The sequence below is a fragment of the Labrenzia sp. THAF82 genome (assembly GCF_009363435.1).
Lineage (GTDB): Bacteria > Pseudomonadota > Alphaproteobacteria > Rhizobiales > Stappiaceae > Roseibium > Roseibium porphyridii.
In genome coordinates this window covers 813,330-833,040 of sequence record NZ_CP045354.1, presented here as the reverse complement: position 1 = coordinate 833,040, position 19,711 = coordinate 813,330, and the positions used below count along the sequence as shown (strand labels likewise).

Sequence of the window (19,711 nt, the reverse complement as noted above, 5' to 3'; positions counted from 1 at the left end):
ATCGAGCGCCACTTGAGAAGTTCCAGGGTTCTTGTTGCCTCAGGCAGCAGATCCGTTGGGAACTGGTTGGAACAGGCCAAGTACAATCCGGTAAGGCGCGAGCAACGCAACCGCCACCAGCATCTTCACGAGGAAGTCTCCAGCTGCCAGCGACACCCACAGCAGTGTCTGCGTTCCTTCGCTGATCCCGAGAAACGGAACCGGGAAAGCCAAAGAACCGTCGTCCATGCCGAAGAAGCCGTCAATGAAAGCAAAGCTCGCGGCGAAGGCGATACCGAAGAACAGGATGGTGTCGATCATCGAGCCGATGAGCGACGAGGTGATCGGCGCCTTCCACCAGGCCATCCGGCGCAGGCGGTCAAAGATCGTGACATCGAGCAGCTGAGCCACCAGGAATGCGGTTCCGGATGCAATCAGGATGCGTGGTGTCGTGAAGGCTTCATCGGCCGTCCAGAAAAGCAGCGGAATGACGATTGCCAGAACGAAGCCGGAAATGACCACGCGGCGCGCGGCCGTGGGTCCAAAACGGCGGTTGGTCAGATCCGTTACCAAAAACGCAACCGGATAAGTGAATGCGCCCCAGGTCAGCGTATCGGCCAGATTGATACCGCCGACGATTTGCTGCACAGGAAACTGAACGAGGTAATTGGAGGCCACAACAACGAGCGCCATCGCGAGGATCGCGATGGCGTAATGGCCCACGGAGAAGCTCCGGGTGTCTGTCATCTTATTGCCCTAACGGGAATTAAGCGGCTGCGGCTTCCGCCTGCTTGCGCTTGATGCTGGTTTTGATCTTGCGTGCGGCTGTTGAAAGCTCAGCATCGCTGGCTTTCATAAGGTAGGCGTCAAGACCACCGCGATGCTCGACGGAGCGCAGTGCGTGTGCGCTGACCTTCAGCTTGAATGTCTCACCAAGCGTATCGCTCATCAGAGAGACATTGCACAGGTTCGGCAGGAACCGGCGGCGGGACTTGTTGTTCGCGTGTGAGACGTTGTTGCCTGTCATCACATCTTTGCCGGAGAGTTCGCAACGGCGTGCCATGATATCACCTTTTGTTTTCGCGGCTGGGCCGTTACTTGGAACCCAGCAAGTCCAAACCGGAACCGGCGCGGACCTTAGGTCCGGCGACATCGTCTCCGGCATTTCTCGGAAAAAGTTGCCCCGCTATAATGGCAGCGCGCGCGCAGGTCAAGAGATCTGAGCCCCATTGGGGAATTTCTCTGACTTAATTCGCAGAAGTGCCAAGCGTTAACCAGTGAGTTACCATAATTTAGAATGATTGATTTCGTTCTGCACGCTGATTTCATGCTATGGTTACCGTTGCGGAACACTTCAAGGCGCGGGGGCGCAATTTGCTGCCGTTTTGGCAGGCCGGAGGTTTTAAAGTGTTTGGTTTGACGTCTCTCGGGCGGCTGGTCGCCCTGCCGATGGTTGTTGGCGCACTGCTGGTTACACCCGCAGAAGCCAAGAAAACGAATATCGGCGGCCTTTATGCAATTTCGATTGCCGGCTTCAAGATCGGCAAGGGCACGCTCTCGCTGGCCATGAAAGGCAACGCCTATTCCGCCAAAGTCAGCCTTGCGCCGGCCGGGATCGGAACACTGTTCTCCACCGGCAAAGGAGGCGCTGAGGCGTCAGGATGGCTGGTTGGCTCAAAGGTTGTTCCCTCCAAGTACCGCATGGCTTCCCAGGCTTCCAACATCGACTTTTACGTCAAGTTGAACCAGGGTTCAGGCCATATACGCTCCTCAGACGTTGCGCCGCAATTCAAACCGAATGCCGAGCGCATCAAGGTTACTCGCCGTCATAAACGCAATGCGATCGACCCACTGAGCGCTGCGCTGATGCCGGTGGGACGCGCAAAGGACAGCCTGGGCCCTAAAGCGTGCAGCAGAAAGCTGCCGATTTTCGACGGCTGGACCCGTTTCGACATCAAGCTGAGCTATCAGGGAACGAAGGAAGTTTCCGGCCGTGGCTATGACGGACCCGTTGTTGTCTGCAAAGCCCGCTGGGTGCCCATTGCAGGTCATCGGCCCTCGAAGGAGTCGGTCAAGCGCATGGCTCGCGCCAAAATGGAAATCTGGATCGCTCCTCTTGGGCGGGACAACGTTTTGATCCCCTATCGCATTTCCATGGACACCAAAAACGGACGGCTCGTGGTTGAAGCGACCAAGCTGAGCGTTGATGGCGCTGCCAGCAAACAGTCCGCGCGCCGCTGATCCGGCTCGAAACCCATGGCCAGTTCGGTTCATTTCAAGGCTTCTTCTTGAAATAAGGTCTAATCAGAGCCCGGAACAACAGCCGAGGCTTGCGCCCCCTTGCGTCTCTTGTTACAGCCCTCCACGTTATGACAACACGGTGAATGCCGTGACCCGTCAATCATTTCCGGATCGACCGATTATTAAGGTGGTGCCGGCTTGTTCAGGTAACCGAGTAAATGCACAGCTATTTGGAATTCGAAAAGCCCGTTGCAGACATTGAAGGCAAGATCCAGGAACTGAAAGCCCTCGCGGCTGAAGATGGTGAAGAAGTCAATGTCGACAGTGAAATCGAACGGCTGAAAACCAAATCGTCGCAGACACTGCAGGACCTCTACGGCAAACTGACTCCCTGGCAGAAAACACTTGTTGCCAGACACCCGGACCGCCCACACGCCGTCGATTACATTGCCGGACTGATTGAAGATTTCACGCCGCTCGCCGGCGATAGAAAATTTGCGGAAGACCATGCCCTTATTGCCGGGATCGGCCGCTTTCGTGGTCAATCCGTTGCAGTTCTTGCGCAGGAAAAAGGCCACGATACGGAATCCCGGCTAAAGCACAATTTCGGCATGGTCCGCCCCGAAGGCTACCGCAAGGCCGTCAGGGTCATGGAAATGGCGGAACGCTTCGGTCTGCCGCTGGTGAGTTTTGTCGATACGTCCGGGGCGTATCCGGGCCGGGGTGCGGAAGAACGCGGACAGTCCGAAGCCATTGCCAGATCTACGGACAAGGGTCTTGGCCTCAGCACTCCTTCGGTTGCCGTTGTAGTCGGGGAAGGCGGGTCAGGCGGCGCCATCGCGATCGCGACGTCAAGCCGGGTGCTGATGCTCGAACATGCCATCTACTCCGTGATTTCGCCGGAAGGCGCGGCCTCAATCCTTTGGCGCGACAGCGCCAAGGCACAGGACGCTGCGACAGCCCTGAAAATCACGGCTCAGGACCTGAAGCAATTGGGCGTGATTGACGAAATTGTCGGCGAACCCGTCGGTGGTGCGCATAGAGCACGCGAAATTGTGATCGACAGCACTGGCAAGGCAATCGAGACTGCTCTGAAGAGCATGGCGGAGCTTTCCGCTGAGGAATTGCGCAAGCAACGCCGCGAGAAGTTCATCTCCATTGGCCGCACGCTCGGCTGATGTCTCGGCAAGCATTCCATTGAAATTGTGAGTATTTTGCTCGGTTTAAAGCGGCTTTAAGCCGCTTTTGCCTTGCTATGGCCAGAATTTACCCTCATTCAGGCCAAGTTGGGCACGTTTTTCATTTGGGGAAAAAGTTGTTCTGATCACCGGAATTTGCATCGCGAAGGCAAACCCGGTCCAGTAACCTATCGTCAACCATCATTCCCTAGCCTTTGCGCGGGGGCGAGACGCAGGGAATGCGACCGGACCGCGTAGGGCTTTCGCTAGGTTTGGAACGCTTTCCAACAAGTTTGGGATAGTAATAATGGTGTTTCGGCGTGTTTTAGAATCGCCAGCAGGCCAGCTGAAGACAGGGCAACGCCGAAAGGGCCGCAAAGCGGTCAGGCTGGGTGCTGCCATTCTCGCAGCAGGTTTTCTCGCGGCTTGCCAGGCAGATGAATTCAGCGCCGGCCCCAACAAGGCCAACCTGCCGGTCAGCGCTTCACTCAAGCGCAAGATGAACGATCTCAACATGAGTTCGACATCGCCGATCATGATCCGCATTTTCAAGGAAGAGTCACAACTCGAGGTCTGGAAGCAGACGCGCTCGGGCAAATACAAGCTCCTTGAAGACTTTGAAATCTGCAAATGGTCGGGCAAGCTCGGTCCGAAATTCAAAGAAGGTGATCGTCAGGCGCCGGAAGGTTTCTATGAAATCACGCCTGCGTTGATGAACCCCAATTCCAGCTATCACCTGGCCTTCAATCTCGGTTACCCGAACCGGTATGACCAGTCTCATGGGCGCACCGGATCGCATCTCATGGTGCATGGGGCATGCTCTTCTCGCGGCTGCTACGCCATGACCGACGAACAGGTGCAGGATATCTACTCGCTCGCTCGCGACAGCTTTAAGGGCGGACAACGTTCCTTTCAGGTTCAGGCATATCCATTCCGCATGACACCGGAAAACATGGCGCGTCACCGCGACAGTGACCATCTGGATTTCTGGAAAATGCTGAAGACCGGATACGACCATTTCGAAGTTGCCAACGTACCGCCAAAGGTCACTGTCTGTGAGAAGAAATACGTCTTTGATGCGACAACGCTGGTTGAAGGTGTTCCCTTCCGTGCTTCGGCCAAATGCCCCGAATACCAGGTAAGCCCGCGACTTGCCTCGGCAGTTGCCTCAAAACAGAAAAAAGACAACACCAAGTTCCAGCAACTTGCAGCACGTTACGATGCACGCGAAGAGCGTCAGAAGCGTTGGGAAGACCGCTCAAACCGCCTGGCGGAAGTCCTGGGCGGCGGTGAAGACACCCAGACTGCGGCAACGGATGCCGGTGCAAATGCGCCCGCAACACCGGCGCAACAAACGGCGTCCACAAGTGCGCCAGGAACCCCGGCGCCAGCAGCCGACACACCCTCCTCAACCGTTGAAACAGCTTTTGCTCCTCAGGAAAACAGTCGTGGCAGCTCTGTTGGCGGCTTCTTCAAACGCTGGGTTCCCTTCGGTTCCAAGGCTACAAATGAAAGTGCCAGCGTCGGCGCGATCAGCACGGAAGTCGTTCCAGCTTCCAAGCCGTGACCTCATTGCCTCTGGATTTCCGCCTCTGATCAACTGAGAGGCGGCAAACCTTTTGACACGCCTGTCTGAAGGACCGACGGGTCATAGGCCTTGCGCGCAAACACGTCCCGAACCAGAGGTTCAAAACTTTCCAGCGGATCGTATTCATAATCCGGATCGAATGAACTTTGATCCCAGCGCTCGCAGAAATCCGCACAGGCTTGAAAATGCATGTGGTCCTTGAAACGATCCCGCGCATTTCCATCCCAGCCATAGTGATGGGCATAGTAGATCATTTGAAAGATGCCGTGATGCTCGACCACCCAGGCCACCTCGTCACGAACAAACGGACGGATGACTTCAGCTGAAAACCGATCATGGTTCTGCGGTGCCAATCCGTCGCCGACATCGTGCAGCAATGCACCGACAATCCAGTCGATATCAGCACCTTCCCTGCGTGCCCGGGTCGCGGACTGGAGCCCATGTTCAAGCCGGGTGATCTTGTAGCCCGAAAGCGTGTCTTCACCTTGGCGTCGAAGTTCGGCGAAAATCCGGTCTGCGGTCAAACCATGATACGGTTTTTCTGCCTCGGCCAGCAGATCATAGTCCTGCTTCGTGCCGTCTTTCATCTGCGTGAACGAAACGGTTTTCATGGTTGATGCGCCTCCATAGTCCTCACCTGAATGTGGGCAATCGAAACTCATCTTGTCCAGGGCAAATCCGGCGTGGGCAGTCTTCGAAACGACCGGAAGCCGGATCGGTAGACCCTATTTCGGCATCATCGCCCAGTAGTCGAAGTCGAGGATCACTTCATCCAGGTATTTCCCGTCAGCAGTCTTGTCGGGGAAGTCCGCACAGGACCGGTTCTTGGTCGCGACAAGGCGAAGTCGCAAAGCGCCGACATCAGATCGTCCATCAATATCCGACTTGTCCAGCACTTCCGACCAGGCATAGACCGTGTCACCCGCCCCAAGCGGTCCGACGTGACGGCCGCCGTTGATGCCGCTGATATGGAATGCATTGGCAAGGCCATTGAAGGACAGCGCTCTTGCGATCGAAATCACATGACCCCCGTAGACCAGCCGGTGACCGAACCGGCTGTGGGCTTCCGTGTGCTGGTTGAAATGCACCTTGGCCGTATTTTGATAAAGACGGGTTGCCATTTGATGCTCGGCTTCTTCAACGGTCATTCCATCGACATGATCGATTTTTTCACCGACCTCATAGTCGTCAAAGCGGAAACCCGACCCTGAAAGGTCGTTGTCCCAGTTAGCCGCATCCAACAACGGAACGGCAGTTCCCAGTGACTGAGGATCCAAAGCCGCTGGCAGTTCGGGCACAACGGCCTCGGGCGCGGGGCTATCTGCATCGCGCTTGTTGACCATCACCCAGCGGACGTAATCCAAAACCTCTGTCCCGGTGGAAGTGTAGCCGGTGGATCGCACGTAAACGACGCCGGTTTTCCCGTTGGAATTTTCTTTCTTGCCGATGACTTCCGAAACGGTCGAGATTGTATCTCCGGGATAAACCGGAGCCAGAAAACGCCCCCCTGCATACCCCAGATTGGCAACTGCATTGAGTGAGATGTCCGGAACGGTTTTACCAAAGACAATATGAAACGTCAGGAAATCATCGACCGGAGCCTGCGCATAACCAAGCGATTTGGCAAATGCATCTGAGGATTGGACTGCGAACCGGGAGCCATACAACGCTGTATAGAGTGTCTGGTCACCACTGGTGACAGTGCGCGGCGTTGCGTGTCGGATCACTTGCCCGACTTTGAAATCTTCAAAAAAATTGCCGCGATTGGTCTTGCTCACCTGCGCCTCCCGTATTCTGTGTTCTGCACGGGAATAAAGCCTATTGCAGCGCACACTAGCAAGTACGACGATGTGCCAAGCTAGCCTTTGCACCCAACCGATGCGCACGAGGACACTGGAAAGGGCCTATTCAGCGGCGCTGGTTTCTGGCTCTTGCCGCACGCCCGAGTTTCAACAACGCTTCGGACAGGACCGGCACACCGAGCGGATCATTCAGTCGGGAGATCCGGGTTGCTTCGCTGAGGATGTCCATCGCTTTTTCAAGATCCTTCAGTGCCCAGATTCGCAATTGTTGCGAGAATTTCGGCTTGCGGCTGAAGAAAACAGGGGGGCGCTGGCCATCAATGACCGCCTGTGCGCTCTTGCCCTGGTCGACATCGATACGCATACGGTGCAGTTGCTGAAAATGCTTGAGTGCCTGATTGGCAATGACGGATGCTTTCGATCCCGCTTCGGCCAAACGCTCCAGGCCATGATCCAGCATGGCAAGATCGCCGGTAGCGGCGGCATCAATCAGTTCCGATGTCTCGAAGGCAGAGGCGTCACCGATGATGGCTTCAATGTCTTCACTGTCGATGCGGCCTTTGTGGAGTGCATAAAGACAGAGCTTCTTTAGTTCCCCCCGGCTCGCCATCCGGTCGCCACCCAGCAAGCTATGCAATGACGCACGCGCTTCCCGGGTTATGGAGAGACCGGCTTCGCGGGTTTCTTCGTCGATCAGATGATCGATGCCCCGATCGCTGTCGGCATAGCACGGCAAGGCTATGGCACGCTTGTGCGTCTCGACAAGTTTCCTGAGGCCAGCGCCCTTCTTGATATCCCCAGCTTCAAGAACGACAAGGGTCTGCCAGTCATCCAGTTTGAGAACCGGCTCCATTGCGGGGTTGAGGTTCTTGCCGCTGGCGTCCTTGACCCAGACGATCCGGCGACCGCCGAAAAGTGGGACTGTCAGCACCTCGTCAATGAGTCGATTGGGGTCTGCGCTGATATCAGCAGCGTCAATCTTGATCAGATTGAAAGGGTCGCTATCCCCTTCAGACGCTTTGTTGACGAGCCGTGTTGCCCGCTCCGATACCAGTCCGGTGTCCGGACCGAACACAAGCACCACGCCACCAGCGTCAGGTGGATTGGCAACGAACCGATCGATTTCCGCAGCTTTCAGAACGGTCACGGCCGGCGCACCTCTGCCAGAAAACTATTGCTGGCTTGCAAAATAGCCCGCAACACGAGCGGTGATGTCATCGGCAACCGACTTGGCAACCCGTTCCTGAGCATCCCGGTAGGCACGCGTATTGGCAAACCGTTGATCCGAGAAGTCATAGGAAGCGGTCTTGAAGGCCCGGCCCGACATCAACGTTTCATCGGTCGACAGGTCACTCAGGACAAAGGTCGAATTCATCGTGGTGTTGTAGGCGGACGGCACATCTGCAAACCGTTCCACACCAACTTCAGAATTGCTGACGTCAATCAGCACCTTCAGCCTGTATTTCTTGGCCGGCGCTTCACCGCCGCGCTCAAACCTGTAAGTCAGCTCATTGTAAAGAACACGCGAAGCATCGTTGTTGGCAAACTGAGCATCGATCGAATCCAGATCGATGGCCGCCATTTCAGCCGCGACGGGTGACGAAACCGACCCGAATTCCCCGGTGCTCGTGCCGTAGAGCGGGCGCACCTGACACCCGCTCAAAAGGACTGCTGCTGCAAATCCAACGCAAAGTGCACCGCGGCGCCAGGCGGCTCTCTTCTCGAAGATGTTGTCAAACAACGACATTTACGATCCTTTGCGGCACAACAATGAGCTTCTTCGGTGAATTTCCGTCCAAAGCCTTGCGAACGAAGTCAAGCGCCAGAGTAGCCGCTTCGACCTCTTCTTTGGAAGCGTCTTTTGCAATTGTCAGTTCGCCGCGCCGTTTGCCATTCACCTGGATCGGATATGTGACACTGTCTTCAACCAACAGTTCACTCTCCGGCTCGGGCCATTTGGCCTCGGAAATCAGGTTGTCATGACCAAGCGCAGACCAGCATTCTTCCGCCAGATGCGGCATCATGGGCGCCATCATCTGGACGAGAAAATCGGCAGCTTCCCGGATTGCATAACGTGCTGCTCCGTCGGCATCACCGTCGTTGAAGGTTTTGCTGATCGTGTTGACCAGCTCATAAAGACGGGCAACGGCCCGATTGAAACCGAGGCCTTCCAGATCATTTGAAACGGCGGCCAAAGTTTTGTGGCTGGTCCGGCGCAACTCAAGCGCCTTTCCGCTCACTTCTGGCGCAGTTCCACCGCGAGGTTCGATCTTTTCCGAAATCTCTCCGATCAAACGCCAGACACGCTGGACAAAGCGCCATGCACCCTGAACGCCATCTTCGGTCCAGATGACATCACGCTCCGGTGGGCTGTCAGACAGCATGAACCATCGGGCTGTGTCTGCGCCATAGGTGTCGATGATGTCTGTCGGATCGACCGTGTTGCGTTTGGACTTCGACATTTTTTCAATCGAGCCGATGACAACCTCTTCGCCTGAATCAAGCAGCGTCGCGCGCCGTGAACCGTCGACTTCCTCGATCTTGATTTCCGCAGGTGCAATCCATTGACCGTTGGCACCTTCGCCGAGACGGTAGGTCTCGTGCGTGACCATGCCCTGCGTAAAGAGACCCTTGAACGGCTCTTTCAGATCAAGCGCACCAACTTTCTGCATCGCGCGGGTGAAGAAGCGCGAATAGAGCAGGTGCAGGATCGCATGTTCGATGCCGCCGATATACTGATCGACCGGCAACCAGCCATTGGCCGCAGCAGGGTCGGTCGGCTCATTGCAGTCCGGTGCCGTGAACCGCGCAAAATACCAGGAACTGTCGACAAAGGTATCCATGGTGTCGGTTTCACGTTTGGCCGGTTTCCCGCATTTCGGGCAGGTGGTATCGCGCCAGGTCGCATGTCGATCCAGCGGATTGCCCGGTTTGTCGAAATTGATATCATCCGGCAACTGAACGGGCAGGTTCTCGTCTTTTTCCGGCACGACACCGCAGTCGTCGCAGTGAACGACCGGGATCGGACAACCCCAGTACCGCTGGCGTGAAATACCCCAGTCGCGCAGGCGAAAATTTACCTGACGCTCTGCCTGAGGCGTTCCATCGACGCTGACCGTCTCCAGTTTCTTCGCAACCGCTTCCTTAGCATCCGCAATTGACAGACCGTCCAGGAAGTCCGAATTGAAAATCGTGCCGTCGTCGGTGAAAGCCTCAGTGCCGACATCGAAACTTGCCGGATCTGCATCCTTCGGCAAAACAACGGGTTTGACCGGCAACTCATATTTGCGTGCAAAATCCAGATCGCGTTGATCGTGTGCAGGGCACGCAAAAATGGCCCCGGTTCCGTAGTCCATCAGGATGAAATTGGCGACATAGACCGGCAACTCCAAAGACACGTCCAGGGGATGCCTGACCCGCAGACCGGTATCGATACCCTTCTTTTCCGCTTTTTCAATGGCTTCTTCCGAAGTTCCAACCCGGCGGCATTCCTCAATGAACGCCTGCAGCTCCGGATTGCCCTCGGCAACCTTCAACGAGATCGGATGATCGGGCGAAAGCCCCATGAACGATGCCCCATACAGGGTGTCCGGCCGCGTGGTAAAGATCTCCAGCGTCTTATCGCCTGTTGGTGCTGCTTCGGTAAATTCAAACCGCACACGGAGGCCTTCCGAACGGCCGATCCAGTTCTTCTGCATCAGACGAACCTTGTCCGGCCAGCGGTCGAGAGTATCGATCGCCTCCAGCAGATCTTCCGAAAAGTCAGAGATCTTGAAGAACCATTGGGTCAACTCGCGCTGCTCTACCAGCGCCCCCGATCTCCAGCCGCGGCCGTCGATCACCTGTTCGTTCGCCAGAACCGTCATGTCGACAGGGTCCCAATTGACCTTGGCGTTCTTACGATAGACCAGACCGGCTTCCAGGAACCTCAGGAACAGGCGCTGCTGCTGCGTGTAGTACCCTACATCGCAGGTCGCAAATTCACGGCTCCAGTCCAGCGAAAGACCCATGATCTTGAGCTGGTCTCGCATCGTGGCAATATTTTCGTAGGTCCAGTCCTTTGGGTGAACCTTGTTTTGCATGGCTGCGTTTTCTGCCGGCATGCCAAAGGCGTCCCAACCCATCGGATGCAGAACATTGAAGCCTTTTGCACGCTTGTAGCGGGCAACCACATCGCCCATGGCGTAATTGCGCACATGACCCATGTGAATACGGCCGGACGGATAGGGGAACATTTCAAGGACATAATACTTGTCGCGCGGGTCGTCGTTATGCGTGACGAACACATCCTTGTCGTTCCAGACCTTTTGCCAGCGCGCTTCGACTTCGCGCGCGTTGTACCGTTCCGTTGCCATCAATTATGCCGTTTGTTCTTGCCGCCGGATCTGGCGGAATTTGTGAATGAATGACTGCCGGACTGTCACCAGAAATCCTGCCCGCGGTCAACATGTGTCAGACGTTTGTGCCTGCTGAAGCCTGTTTATTGCGCAAAGCCGCATCCGTAAAGCGGTTGGAGCGGTGGATCGGGTACCTTTTCCGGTCAAAAGCGCACAAGAAGTCGACCTTTGTGAAGATGCGCCACTCACAGACAGGCCCTTCAACACCGATGAACAAGATGCCATTTGAAGCTGATTTCAAACATGGTTATGACAGACCCCATGTAGCCAATGTCTGAGACCGGAGTGTCTCTATCGTCAGTCTGTTTTCTCATGGAGCACTTGATGACCGATGCCGCTGAGCGTCTCGCCGCGACCCTGACCGACATCAATAAGGCTGAGTCCGAATTCGGCCGGGCATCAGGGTCGGTCACGTTGATTGCCGTATCCAAAACATTCGACAGCGCATCAATTCGCCCGGTCCTGGAGGCCGGCCAACGTGTTTTTGGCGAGAACCGGGTACAGGAGGCAATGCAGAAATGGCCCGGATTGCGTGACGACTTTGATGAGATCGAATTGCATCTGATTGGCCCCCTGCAGTCCAACAAGGCCAAGGAAGCCGTTGCAACTTTCGACGTGATTCATACCGTGGACCGCCTGAAGATCGCGAAGGCACTGAAATCGGAGATGGACAGGCAAGGTCGCCAGCTGCCGTGTTTCATCCAGGTCAACACCGGCGAGGAACCACAAAAGGCGGGGATAGCCCCTCAGGACGTTGACGCCTTCATTAGCGCCTGCCGCGACGACGTCGGACTGGATATTGTCGGCCTCATGTGTATTCCGCCTGTTGATGAAGCTCCAGGCGAGCATTTTGCCCTTCTGGAGAAGATCGCTGCCCGTAATGCGATCAAAGGCCTCTCCATGGGTATGTCGTCGGACTACAAGACCGCGGTTGGTTTTGGTGCGACTCACGTTCGGGTCGGCTCGGCAATTTTCGGGGCACGAGATTACCGTTAAGTGGCGTTTGGCACAGACATTCGCAGCAAGAAAGCCTTTCTCAGTCGCGAAGCTGCCTGAAACTGTCAAAATTGACAGGAATTTGACCAACCAGTGACTGAATCTTTACATCGGCCACAACAATGCCGCGACTTTTTCCTCAAGCGGCCCTTTGCCCGTCGCGATCCGGCAGCAAAGTCCTCCCTGTTCCGGTTCGACGGGTCGCAGGGACCTGACGAATGGACGGAACACCAAGACCAAAACCAAACAGTTGGAGGTCATATCATGTCCAAACGTCTTACTGCCGCGATCCTCGTTGGTGCTTTCACCGTTTCTTCTGCGGCTCTTGCACAGGGCATGTCCTTTGAGGCGGTCGACAGCAACCAGGACGGTTTCGTAACTTTTGAAGAAATCACGGCTGCTGTTCCGACCATGTCGGAAGATCTTTTCAAGGCCGCAGATGCGAACCAGGACAGCATGCTGGATCCGGACGAGTTCGCAACAGTTCAGCCGTAACAGCGGTTTCGGGCGGTTACCCCCCATAACTCCGCCAGCGCGGCGCAGCCGCCCGATCAAGACCATCGCCGGAGGTCACGCCGGCGGTGGTTTTTCACGTTTGGCCAGACCAAAGTCGTTTTTGTGGCTGAATGAGCGGCTCTGGGTTTCATACATCCCGAATGACTCAAGTGTTTGTTGAGTTATCGTAATGATTGATCGGCACAGATCTCATTGACCCCAAATTGCAGCTTTGCCAGACTGGTCGGCGTATTTGGGAGGAAATCATGAAAACATTGAATTGGGCGCTCGGCGCCGCAATTGCGCTTGGTCTTTCTGCTGGCTCCACTTTGGCAGCCGACACAACATTGCGGATTTCGCTGCAACTGCCGCTCACCAGCCATCTCGGCCAGAACCTGCTCCTCTTCAAGGAAGAAGTGGAAAAGAATTCAAACGGTGACATCGCGGTCGAAATTTATGATTCCGCCCAGCTTTACAAGGACAAGGAAGTTCCGGCAGCTGTCGGGTCCGGCGCAATCGAGATGGGTGTCGCCTCACTGACCCGATATGTCGGGGACGTTCCGGCAGTCGACATCTTCTATCAGCCGTTCCTGTTCGATACCGAAGAAAAGGTTCGTGCAGCTGTCGCCCCGGGGTCAGCTGTCCGTGGACCGTTGGACGAGGCCATCCAGGATACGGGATCGACCGTCTTGTGGTGGCAGGCCTATGGCGGCGCCATCATGCTGTCCAAGGAAGCACCGATCAAGACACCTGAAGACATGAAGGGCAAAAAGGTTCGTGTCTTCGGCAAGACGCTTGGTGACTTCGTCAAGGCAGCCGGTGGAGCGCCGACACTGATTTCAGGTTCAGAGCAATATCTAGCGTACCAGCGAGGCACCGTTGATATTGGCATGACCGGTGTTTCCGGCGTGAAATCCAGAAAACTCTGGGATGTCATGGACACGATCACCGTCACCAACAATGCGGACATTGAGTTCATTGTCGTCGTCAATACGGACTTCTGGAACGGGCTGTCCGAAGAGCACAAGGCGATTGTGCAGGCAGCGGCATTGACGGCAGAAAACGATGTTCGTGATCGCATGTCGCAGATCGAGGCGGACGCCTATAAGGCGGCCGAAGAAAACGGCATGACGGTTTATCGTCCGACTGCGGAGGAAATCACCGCATGGAAAACCGTCAGCGAACCCGTCTACGAGGCCTATATCGAGAAAACCGGCGATCTGGGTCAAAAGATCATGGATGCGGCGAAAAAGCTCTGATCCTACCGAAACGCGACTGTTGCAAGCGATGACTGGCATATTGCCGGTCATCGTACGCTTTCGTTTTTATCTGACTCCAGTTCGTCAGAGCCGTTTTTGCGGATAATTTCCTGGCCGCCGCCCATCCTGAGGGTTCCATGACAGCCTTTTCATCATTCCTGCGCGCCCTGGCGTGGATTGCCGCTCTCCTGTTCTTCTGTGCCGGAGGAATGCTGACCTATGAGGTAGCCGCTCGATACCTCTTCATTGCGCCAACGATCTGGGCTGCCGAGCTTTCGCAGCTTTGCCTCATCTGGGGAACGATGCTGGCGATGCCCTGGCTGCTTCAATCCGGCCGCCACATAGCCGTTGATGCAATCACAGAGCGCCTTGGGCCGCTTGGGAAACGGCTTTGCTACGGTTTATCGATGTCGGCCGTCGGCCTTTTCAGCGTAATTGTCACATGGTTCGGTGGCGACATTTTCTGGGATTCCTTTGAACGTGGCAGAACCACGGGCTCCATGCTCGATCTGCCGACATGGGTTGCCGAACTGGCAATCCCGGTCGGTTTTGCCCTTCTCTTTGTTCAAGCCTTGATAGAAGTCTTGAAAGCGATGCGCGGAACAATGCTCGAAGCGGGTGAGCGTTCATGACCACAGTTCTGATCCTCGCAGCGCTTTTCAGCCTTCTTCTGATCCGCGTTCCGGTTGCCTTCGCCCTCGGCGGGCTTGGGCTGGCCCTACTTCTGTTTGGCGGCTTTTCACCGCTTATGGCTCCACAGGCCATTCTTTCTACGCTGGATGGTTTCATTCTTCTGGCCGTGCCGCTTTTCCTGCTTATGTCCAACATCCTTTTGAAGGGCGGGGTGGGCAAGGATCTCTTTGCAGCGGTTCATGCCTGGGTCGGACATTGGCCGGGCGGCCTTGCTGTCGCGACCATCATTTCATGCGGCATCTTCGCTGCGATATCTGGTTCGTCCGTGGCAACCGCGGCAACGATTGGCACAGTTGCCATCCCTGAAATGATCGAACGCGGATATCAGAAACGTTTTGTCTATGGATTGCTGGCCGCCGGCGGCACGCTTGGCATTCTCATCCCGCCGTCCATTCCGATGATCGTATACGGCTTCGTCACGGAGCAATCCGTTATTGCGCTATTTCTTGCAGGGATAGGTCCGGGCCTTCTTCTGCTCACGCTGTTCATCATCTTCTCCATGATCTATGCGCGCTGGTTCGGCGGTTTTGAAGCGGTTCCGGCTGCGGATTGGGAAACGCGGTTCTGGGCATCACTGCGCGCTTTGCCGTCGGTTCTGTTGGCTGTCTATGTGATCAGAGTGATCTATATCGGCGCTGCAACCCCGACCGAAGCGGCCGCGATCGGTCTTGCAGGTGCACTTGTGATTACGCTCGCGATGCGACGTCTGACCTGGTTGTCCTTCCGTCAGGCAATCTTCGACAGCATGGTTACGACCGTGGCAATCCTGATGATCGTTGCCGGTGCAAAAGTTTTCGGCAAGGCAATCACGCTCTATCGGATACCTCAGGACATCTCGATGTTCATCAGCCAGAACTTCGATACCCCGCTGACCTTTATTCTGGTCGTCTCGGTCGTCCTCCTGATCATGGGTCTGGTGTTTGAAGCCCTGTCCATGGTTCTGATCATGACGCCTGTTCTCTTGCCGGCCGCACTGATCCTCGGTTTCGATCCGATCTGGTTCGGCGTCTACATGGTCGTGATGGTTGAATGCGCTTTGATCACGCCGCCTGTCGGTCTTAATCTTTACGTGATCCAGTCGGTCGCCAAATCCAAATTGTCAGAGGTCGCCCGCGGCGTGCTTCCGTTCCTGGGGTTGATGCTGTTCAGCGTTGCCATCCTCTATTTCTGGCCCGCTTTGGCCCTTTATATACCCTTCAATTTCTGAGGTTCGTACCATGCCATCTCCGGCCGACACCCTCCGTACGCTTCTGGCGCAGGACAAGCTGCACGTGATGCCCTGTTGCTATGACGCGCTATCGGCAAAACTGATTGAGCAGGCGGATTTCGATCTGACCTTCATGTCCGGGTTTGCCGCCTCCGCAAGCCGGATCGGCCAACCCGATCTCGGCCTGATGTCTTATTCAGAGGTGCTTGACCAGGCCAGAAACATTGCCGATGCCGTTTCCATACCGATCATCGCCGACGGTGATGAGGGCTATGGAAACGCCATGAATGTTCGCCGGACAGTCACCGGCTTTGCCAAGGCAGGCGCGGCAGCCGTCATGATTGAGGATCAGCTAGCGCCAAAACGCTGCGGACACACGCCTGGAAAGGCAGTTGTATCGCGGCAGGAAGCTTGTGATCGCATTCGGGCCGCCGTTGACGCACGCGCAGACGGAGCCGACATTCTCATTCTGGCCCGCACAGACGCCCGCCACGAACATGAACTCGGTGAAGCCATCGAAAGAGCTCGCATGTTCAAGGAACTTGGAGCTGACATTCTTTTCGTCGAGGCACCAAAAACCGTCGCCGAAATGGAAACCATTTGCCGGGAGCTGCCGGGGCCAAAGATGGCCAACATCGTGGAGGGGGGTGAAACACCCGACCTCTCCCACAAGGATTTGCAGGAGATTGGATATGCCATCGCCGCCTATCCGCTGACCCTGATGGCCAGTGCCATGAGGGCGATGGTCGGCACTTTGGAGCGCCTGAAACTTGATCAGGACCGCACGCCGGATCTCATGAGTTTCGCGGATCTGCGAGATCGCATCGGTTTCAACAAATATTACGAAGTGTCAGAACGCTACGACACGTCGCGAAGGGACAAATAGCCCGGCAAGCAGAGAACTAGTTGTTTTTCTTCTGCTTGCCGAAAACATTGCCCAGAAGGCCTGCTGGCAGCCCGAATCCTTCTTCCACCGCCTTTAGAACCTCTTCGTCGTCAACCTCACCATCAATGACCTTTTGAACGTTGATTTGCGTGTTGCCACCAGTCGCCCGTTCAATGACCTTGTTGGCGGTATCGACCAGTTCTTGCGAGGGTTCTTTGTTGCCTTGCAGGATGGAGATCAATTCGCCACCCGTCTTCTGAAGCTGTTTGTAGGCTGCTTCTGGGTTCTCCAGAATGCCTTTGATATCCGGATAGATCCGGGGATCATTCCAGGACCCTTCGATCACGATGGGCACGCCAAGACCTGCCATTTTCTTATCCTCGCCCTTGCGGCGGGGTTGAGGAGCTTGTCCTTCCAGCGTCGGTACGATCTTCGGCTCAACACGCCAGGCAAGGCTTTGTTTCGGCATATCGGTCGTGCCTTTGCCCGTCATACGCAAAAGCGGGCCCACCATCGCCAGATCTTCGGTCTTGGCAACGCCATTGTTGATCTGGAAGGTTGCACCGAGTGAGCTGAAGTCGGTCTTTTCCGACTCGTTGTCCTGCCAGCCCAGCAACGTTTCAATCGAAAGACCACGCACCATTTTGGGAATGTTGATCCCCCGGATCGCACCATCCATAAATTGATAGCTTGCGGTTCCGTTCAGGCCTTGAACAAGCGCCTGCTCACTCGCTCCTTTGGAGGTGACATCCATGTTGATGGTCGCTTTGCCTTCAATCCAGCTGAAATCAGCCGCATCGCGCAACAATGGGTAGGAATCGAGACTGGTCAGTGCGAATTTCGCCGCGACGTCCGGTGTATCAGAAGACCCGTTGAGCTTGACTGTGCCGGTCCCTTTGCCGTTGTAAAGCGACAGATTTTCAAGGTTTGCGGTCAGGAGACCATTTTGTATGGTTGCTGACAGAGCAGACTGATCGATCTTGATCTTGTCCCAACGGATTTCCTGCGTTGTGACCTTGAAGTCCGCATCGACAGCCCTCAAACCGGAAAAATCGATCGGTTCGTTGCTCCACCCGCTTCCTTTGCTGGTGTTACCGCCACTATTGCCGCCACCGTTGCCGCCTGAAGACCCGGAAGAAGAAGAATTCCCACCTGATTTCGCGCTGCCCCCAAGATAAGGATCAAGAACCAGCGCACCAAGTGAGAGGCGGGCAGTGACCTTCGGCTTGCCGGCAAGTTCAATACGCCCGTTTGCCTCGCCGGAGGTACTGTCCAGGGTAAAACGGGTTTCCTCGAATGTGATCGTTTCGCCCTGAACACCGAAAATACCGGATGCCTTGAAGGTTTTCAGGCCTCCGCCAGCGCCAATCGGCTGCCCCATCCAGGCCATCAGACCACGCAGATCTGCCGTTTCAAGGCGAACAGCACCGTCAACTGCGCCCGAACGCGCCGCCCATCCGTCAAAGCCTGCACCCACGCGATTGCCCTTTACTGTCACCGAGACAGGCGCTTCAGCCCCGGCCAGAAGTTTGGCCGTGTCGGCATTGCCGGTCAGCGTAAAGGCTTCACCGCGCCAGGTCATGGCACCGCTCAGGGATATCGGCTTTTCCAGACCTTGCATCTCGACATCCATGGCAAGGTTGGTCAGTCGATCTGCTTCCGGATCACCACCGACGGCGGACGCAAGGCCGAGACCGCCGATCTCCCCTTCCGAGATTGAAACCGATCCGTTTATGTCGAGCCCCGCCACCAGCTCTTCGCCCGTAAGACCGACCGTCTCAAACGCAAGATCAGCGCTCAGTTTTCCGCTTGCCGGAAGATCCTGACCTGACAGCAGCAGCAGGTCCGCAATCGAACCGTCCTTGAGTACCAGCCGGCCGGAAAGTTCCGGCACAAGACCGGAAAGGTCTGCATCTGCGGCTCCTCCAAGCGACAATTGACCCAGTGTTATGTGAAGGTCAGCCAACGAAACTGCAGCTTCTGTCCCTGAAATCCTGGCGTCCATATTGAAGGCACCAGGATCGGTCGCCAGATCCTGACCCGCAAGCGCGGCAAGAGCTTTGAGCGAAGGACCAGACCCTTCAATTGCCAACTCGGCGCGGGCAGGCTCGATACCGGCCTCGCCTCCGACCGTAATCTTGTTTTCGGCGGAGGATATAGTGAGGTTGACCGGAACCTGTTCACCCGAAACCATTCCAAGCGGATTTGTCAGAGAGCCTTCGATTCCAAGTGGGATCTCGTTGAAGACAAAACTGGAGCTCAAGTCAACGACGCCGGACAGGTCCGGAGCGTTGAGAGAAAGATTGAGGTCGGTCACCCTGATAGGTTCAGGCGTCGACAGGTCTTTGTATGTGACCGTCCCGCCGGTAATCTCAAGGCTGTCGACACCAATGCTTTTCAGATATCCCTCCGAAGGTGCTGAACCGCCACTGGTATCTTCAGCAGGTGCGTCCGTTTGCGCGGGGGCTTCAACCACTCTTGGTGCGGCCTCCGGACTGTCCGAAGCTGTGTCAACTGCCAGCGCGCGACGCGGCTCCCAGCTGGTCGTGCCGTTTGGTCCGATTTCGAGATAGATATCCGGTTGATCAAGCGAAATGCCTGTCACCTGAATGTTGCCGGACAGCAGCCCACCCCAGGCCAGGCCAAATTCCATACGCTCGGCTTTGGCAAATTCAATACCGTCTGCACCGGCTTCTCCGGACAGGCCGATTTGCTCAGCAACAAGCGAGAAACCAGGAAACAGCGACAGGGAAACAGGGCCATCCAGTCTGACCCGCCAACCAAGGCGTTGGTCCACCTGCTCAACAACCTGGCGCTTGATCTCATCCTTGGGCAGGAACAGCGGAACAACCAAGATGATGGTCACCAGCATGAACACCAGGCTGCCCAGTCCGATCAAAAGCCGTCGCATTAAAGTGCCTTTCATCTCCTCGAATCGGCCTCAATGTAGACCAATACGGCAACAAACATGCCTGATGAATTTGACAAAA

At 55.9% G+C, this 19,711-nt stretch carries 18 protein-coding genes; 10 read left to right on the top strand and 8 right to left on the bottom strand.

The features are described 5' to 3' along the window. Positions 1 to 39 precede the first annotated feature (39 nt). Together FIV00_RS04130 and rpmB are read right to left on the bottom strand one after the other, a co-directional pair. Entirely contained in the window at positions 40 to 726 is a 687-nt protein-coding gene (locus tag FIV00_RS04130) for a queuosine precursor transporter (RefSeq protein WP_152499565.1), read from the bottom strand. Positions 727 to 745: 19 nt separating this feature from the next. After that, on the bottom strand, positions 746 to 1,042 hold the full coding sequence (gene rpmB, locus FIV00_RS04125; RefSeq protein ID WP_152499564.1) for a 50S ribosomal protein L28: 297 nt from the start codon (positions 1,040 to 1,042) through the stop codon (positions 746 to 748). A gap of 344 nt (positions 1,043 to 1,386) precedes the next feature. Here rpmB and FIV00_RS04120 point away from each other — a divergent pair, with 344 nt between their 5' ends. From FIV00_RS04120 to FIV00_RS04110, 3 genes are all read left to right on the top strand, one after another. After that, positions 1,387 to 2,220, top strand: a complete 834-nt coding sequence (locus tag FIV00_RS04120; RefSeq protein ID WP_209006805.1) for a DUF3108 domain-containing protein — start codon at positions 1,387 to 1,389, stop codon at positions 2,218 to 2,220. A 218-nt stretch (positions 2,221 to 2,438) separates the two neighbouring features. Next, positions 2,439 to 3,398: an acetyl-CoA carboxylase carboxyltransferase subunit alpha gene (locus FIV00_RS04115; RefSeq protein ID WP_152499562.1), complete on the top strand. Its 960-nt coding sequence runs from the start codon at positions 2,439 to 2,441 to the stop codon at positions 3,396 to 3,398. A gap of 307 nt (positions 3,399 to 3,705) precedes the next feature. Further along, on the top strand, positions 3,706 to 4,965 hold the full coding sequence (locus FIV00_RS04110; RefSeq protein ID WP_152499561.1) for a murein L,D-transpeptidase family protein: 1,260 nt from the start codon (positions 3,706 to 3,708) through the stop codon (positions 4,963 to 4,965). 29 nt (positions 4,966 to 4,994) lie between these two features. On the opposite strand, the gene FIV00_RS04105 is transcribed toward FIV00_RS04110, so the two are convergent. The 5 genes from FIV00_RS04105 to leuS all read right to left on the bottom strand — a co-directional run bounded on the left by FIV00_RS04105 (position 4,995) and on the right by leuS (position 11,143). Further along, positions 4,995 to 5,597, bottom strand: coding sequence for an HD domain-containing protein (locus FIV00_RS04105; RefSeq protein WP_152499560.1), 603 nt, complete (start codon positions 5,595 to 5,597; stop codon positions 4,995 to 4,997). 114 nt (positions 5,598 to 5,711) lie between these two features. After that, positions 5,712 to 6,764: a MaoC family dehydratase gene (locus FIV00_RS04100; RefSeq protein WP_152499559.1), complete on the bottom strand. Its 1,053-nt coding sequence runs from the start codon at positions 6,762 to 6,764 to the stop codon at positions 5,712 to 5,714. Between the two features lie 130 nt (positions 6,765 to 6,894). After that, positions 6,895 to 7,935, bottom strand: a complete 1,041-nt coding sequence (holA, locus tag FIV00_RS04095; RefSeq protein ID WP_152499558.1) for a DNA polymerase III subunit delta — start codon at positions 7,933 to 7,935, stop codon at positions 6,895 to 6,897. A gap of 24 nt (positions 7,936 to 7,959) precedes the next feature. Further along, positions 7,960 to 8,535 carry a hypothetical protein gene (locus FIV00_RS04090; RefSeq protein WP_152499557.1) on the bottom strand — a complete coding sequence of 192 codons (576 nt, stop codon included), beginning with the start codon at positions 8,533 to 8,535 and terminating at the stop codon, positions 7,960 to 7,962. Continuing rightward, the gene (gene leuS / locus FIV00_RS04085; RefSeq protein WP_152499556.1) at positions 8,522 to 11,143 is read right to left on the bottom strand and encodes a leucine--tRNA ligase; all 2,622 of its coding nucleotides are present in this window, start codon (positions 11,141 to 11,143) and stop codon (positions 8,522 to 8,524) included. The genes FIV00_RS04090 and leuS overlap by 14 nt, the downstream gene beginning before the upstream one ends. A 50-nt stretch (positions 11,144 to 11,193) precedes the next feature. Here leuS and FIV00_RS04080 point away from each other — a divergent pair, with 50 nt between their 5' ends. The 7 genes from FIV00_RS04080 to FIV00_RS04050 all read left to right on the top strand — a co-directional run bounded on the left by FIV00_RS04080 (position 11,194) and on the right by FIV00_RS04050 (position 16,721). Then, entirely contained in the window at positions 11,194 to 11,463 is a 270-nt protein-coding gene (locus FIV00_RS04080) for a hypothetical protein (RefSeq protein ID WP_152499555.1), read from the top strand. A gap of 46 nt (positions 11,464 to 11,509) precedes the next feature. Then, the gene (locus tag FIV00_RS04075) at positions 11,510 to 12,181 is read left to right on the top strand and encodes a YggS family pyridoxal phosphate-dependent enzyme (RefSeq protein ID WP_152499554.1); all 672 of its coding nucleotides are present in this window, start codon (positions 11,510 to 11,512) and stop codon (positions 12,179 to 12,181) included. Between the two features lie 264 nt (positions 12,182 to 12,445). Continuing rightward, complete coding sequence (locus FIV00_RS04070) at positions 12,446 to 12,676, top strand: hypothetical protein (RefSeq protein ID WP_152504100.1); 231 nt, start codon at positions 12,446 to 12,448, stop codon at positions 12,674 to 12,676. Between the two features lie 266 nt (positions 12,677 to 12,942). Next, positions 12,943 to 13,935: a TRAP transporter substrate-binding protein DctP gene (gene dctP, locus FIV00_RS04065; RefSeq protein ID WP_152499553.1), complete on the top strand. Its 993-nt coding sequence runs from the start codon at positions 12,943 to 12,945 to the stop codon at positions 13,933 to 13,935. Positions 13,936 to 14,072: 137 nt separating this feature from the next. Further along, positions 14,073 to 14,567: a TRAP transporter small permease gene (locus FIV00_RS04060; RefSeq protein WP_152499552.1), complete on the top strand. Its 495-nt coding sequence runs from the start codon at positions 14,073 to 14,075 to the stop codon at positions 14,565 to 14,567. Continuing rightward, positions 14,564 to 15,835 carry a TRAP transporter large permease gene (locus FIV00_RS04055; RefSeq protein ID WP_152499551.1) on the top strand — a complete coding sequence of 424 codons (1,272 nt, stop codon included), beginning with the start codon at positions 14,564 to 14,566 and terminating at the stop codon, positions 15,833 to 15,835. Before FIV00_RS04060 ends, FIV00_RS04055 begins: the two co-directional genes overlap by 4 nt. A gap of 10 nt (positions 15,836 to 15,845) precedes the next feature. Further along, a complete protein-coding gene (locus FIV00_RS04050) occupies positions 15,846 to 16,721 on the top strand; it encodes an oxaloacetate decarboxylase (protein WP_152499550.1) in 876 nt (291 codons plus the stop codon). 16 nt (positions 16,722 to 16,737) lie between these two features. On the opposite strand, the gene FIV00_RS04045 is transcribed toward FIV00_RS04050, so the two are convergent. Continuing rightward, positions 16,738 to 19,632, bottom strand: a complete 2,895-nt coding sequence (locus tag FIV00_RS04045) for an AsmA family protein (protein ID WP_152499549.1) — start codon at positions 19,630 to 19,632, stop codon at positions 16,738 to 16,740. Between the last annotated feature and the right edge of the window lie 79 nt (positions 19,633 to 19,711).

Bases quoted from the DNA above. Each gene is read 5' to 3' on its own strand.
- FIV00_RS04130 (WP_152499565.1), bottom strand. From the start codon at position 726: ATGACAGACACCCGGAGCTTCTCCGTGGGCCATTACGCCATCGCGATC.
- rpmB (WP_152499564.1), bottom strand. From the start codon at position 1,042: ATGGCACGCCGTTGCGAACTCTCCGGCAAAGATGTGATGACAGGCAAC.
- FIV00_RS04115 (WP_152499562.1), top strand. From the start codon at position 2,439: ATGCACAGCTATTTGGAATTCGAAAAGCCCGTTGCAGACATTGAAGGC.
- FIV00_RS04110 (WP_152499561.1), top strand. From the start codon at position 3,706: ATGGTGTTTCGGCGTGTTTTAGAATCGCCAGCAGGCCAGCTGAAGACA.
- FIV00_RS04105 (WP_152499560.1), bottom strand. From the start codon at position 5,597: ATGAAAACCGTTTCGTTCACGCAGATGAAAGACGGCACGAAGCAGGAC.
- FIV00_RS04090 (WP_152499557.1), bottom strand. From the start codon at position 8,535: ATGTCGTTGTTTGACAACATCTTCGAGAAGAGAGCCGCCTGGCGCCGC.
- leuS (WP_152499556.1), bottom strand. From the start codon at position 11,143: ATGGCAACGGAACGGTACAACGCGCGCGAAGTCGAAGCGCGCTGGCAA.
- FIV00_RS04080 (WP_152499555.1), top strand. From the start codon at position 11,194: ATGACTGCCGGACTGTCACCAGAAATCCTGCCCGCGGTCAACATGTGT.
- FIV00_RS04075 (WP_152499554.1), top strand. From the start codon at position 11,510: ATGACCGATGCCGCTGAGCGTCTCGCCGCGACCCTGACCGACATCAAT.
- FIV00_RS04070 (WP_152504100.1), top strand. From the start codon at position 12,446: ATGTCCAAACGTCTTACTGCCGCGATCCTCGTTGGTGCTTTCACCGTT.
- dctP (WP_152499553.1), top strand. From the start codon at position 12,943: ATGAAAACATTGAATTGGGCGCTCGGCGCCGCAATTGCGCTTGGTCTT.
- FIV00_RS04060 (WP_152499552.1), top strand. From the start codon at position 14,073: ATGACAGCCTTTTCATCATTCCTGCGCGCCCTGGCGTGGATTGCCGCT.
- FIV00_RS04055 (WP_152499551.1), top strand. From the start codon at position 14,564: ATGACCACAGTTCTGATCCTCGCAGCGCTTTTCAGCCTTCTTCTGATC.
- FIV00_RS04050 (WP_152499550.1), top strand. From the start codon at position 15,846: ATGCCATCTCCGGCCGACACCCTCCGTACGCTTCTGGCGCAGGACAAG.
- FIV00_RS04045 (WP_152499549.1), bottom strand. From the start codon at position 19,632: ATGCGACGGCTTTTGATCGGACTGGGCAGCCTGGTGTTCATGCTGGTG.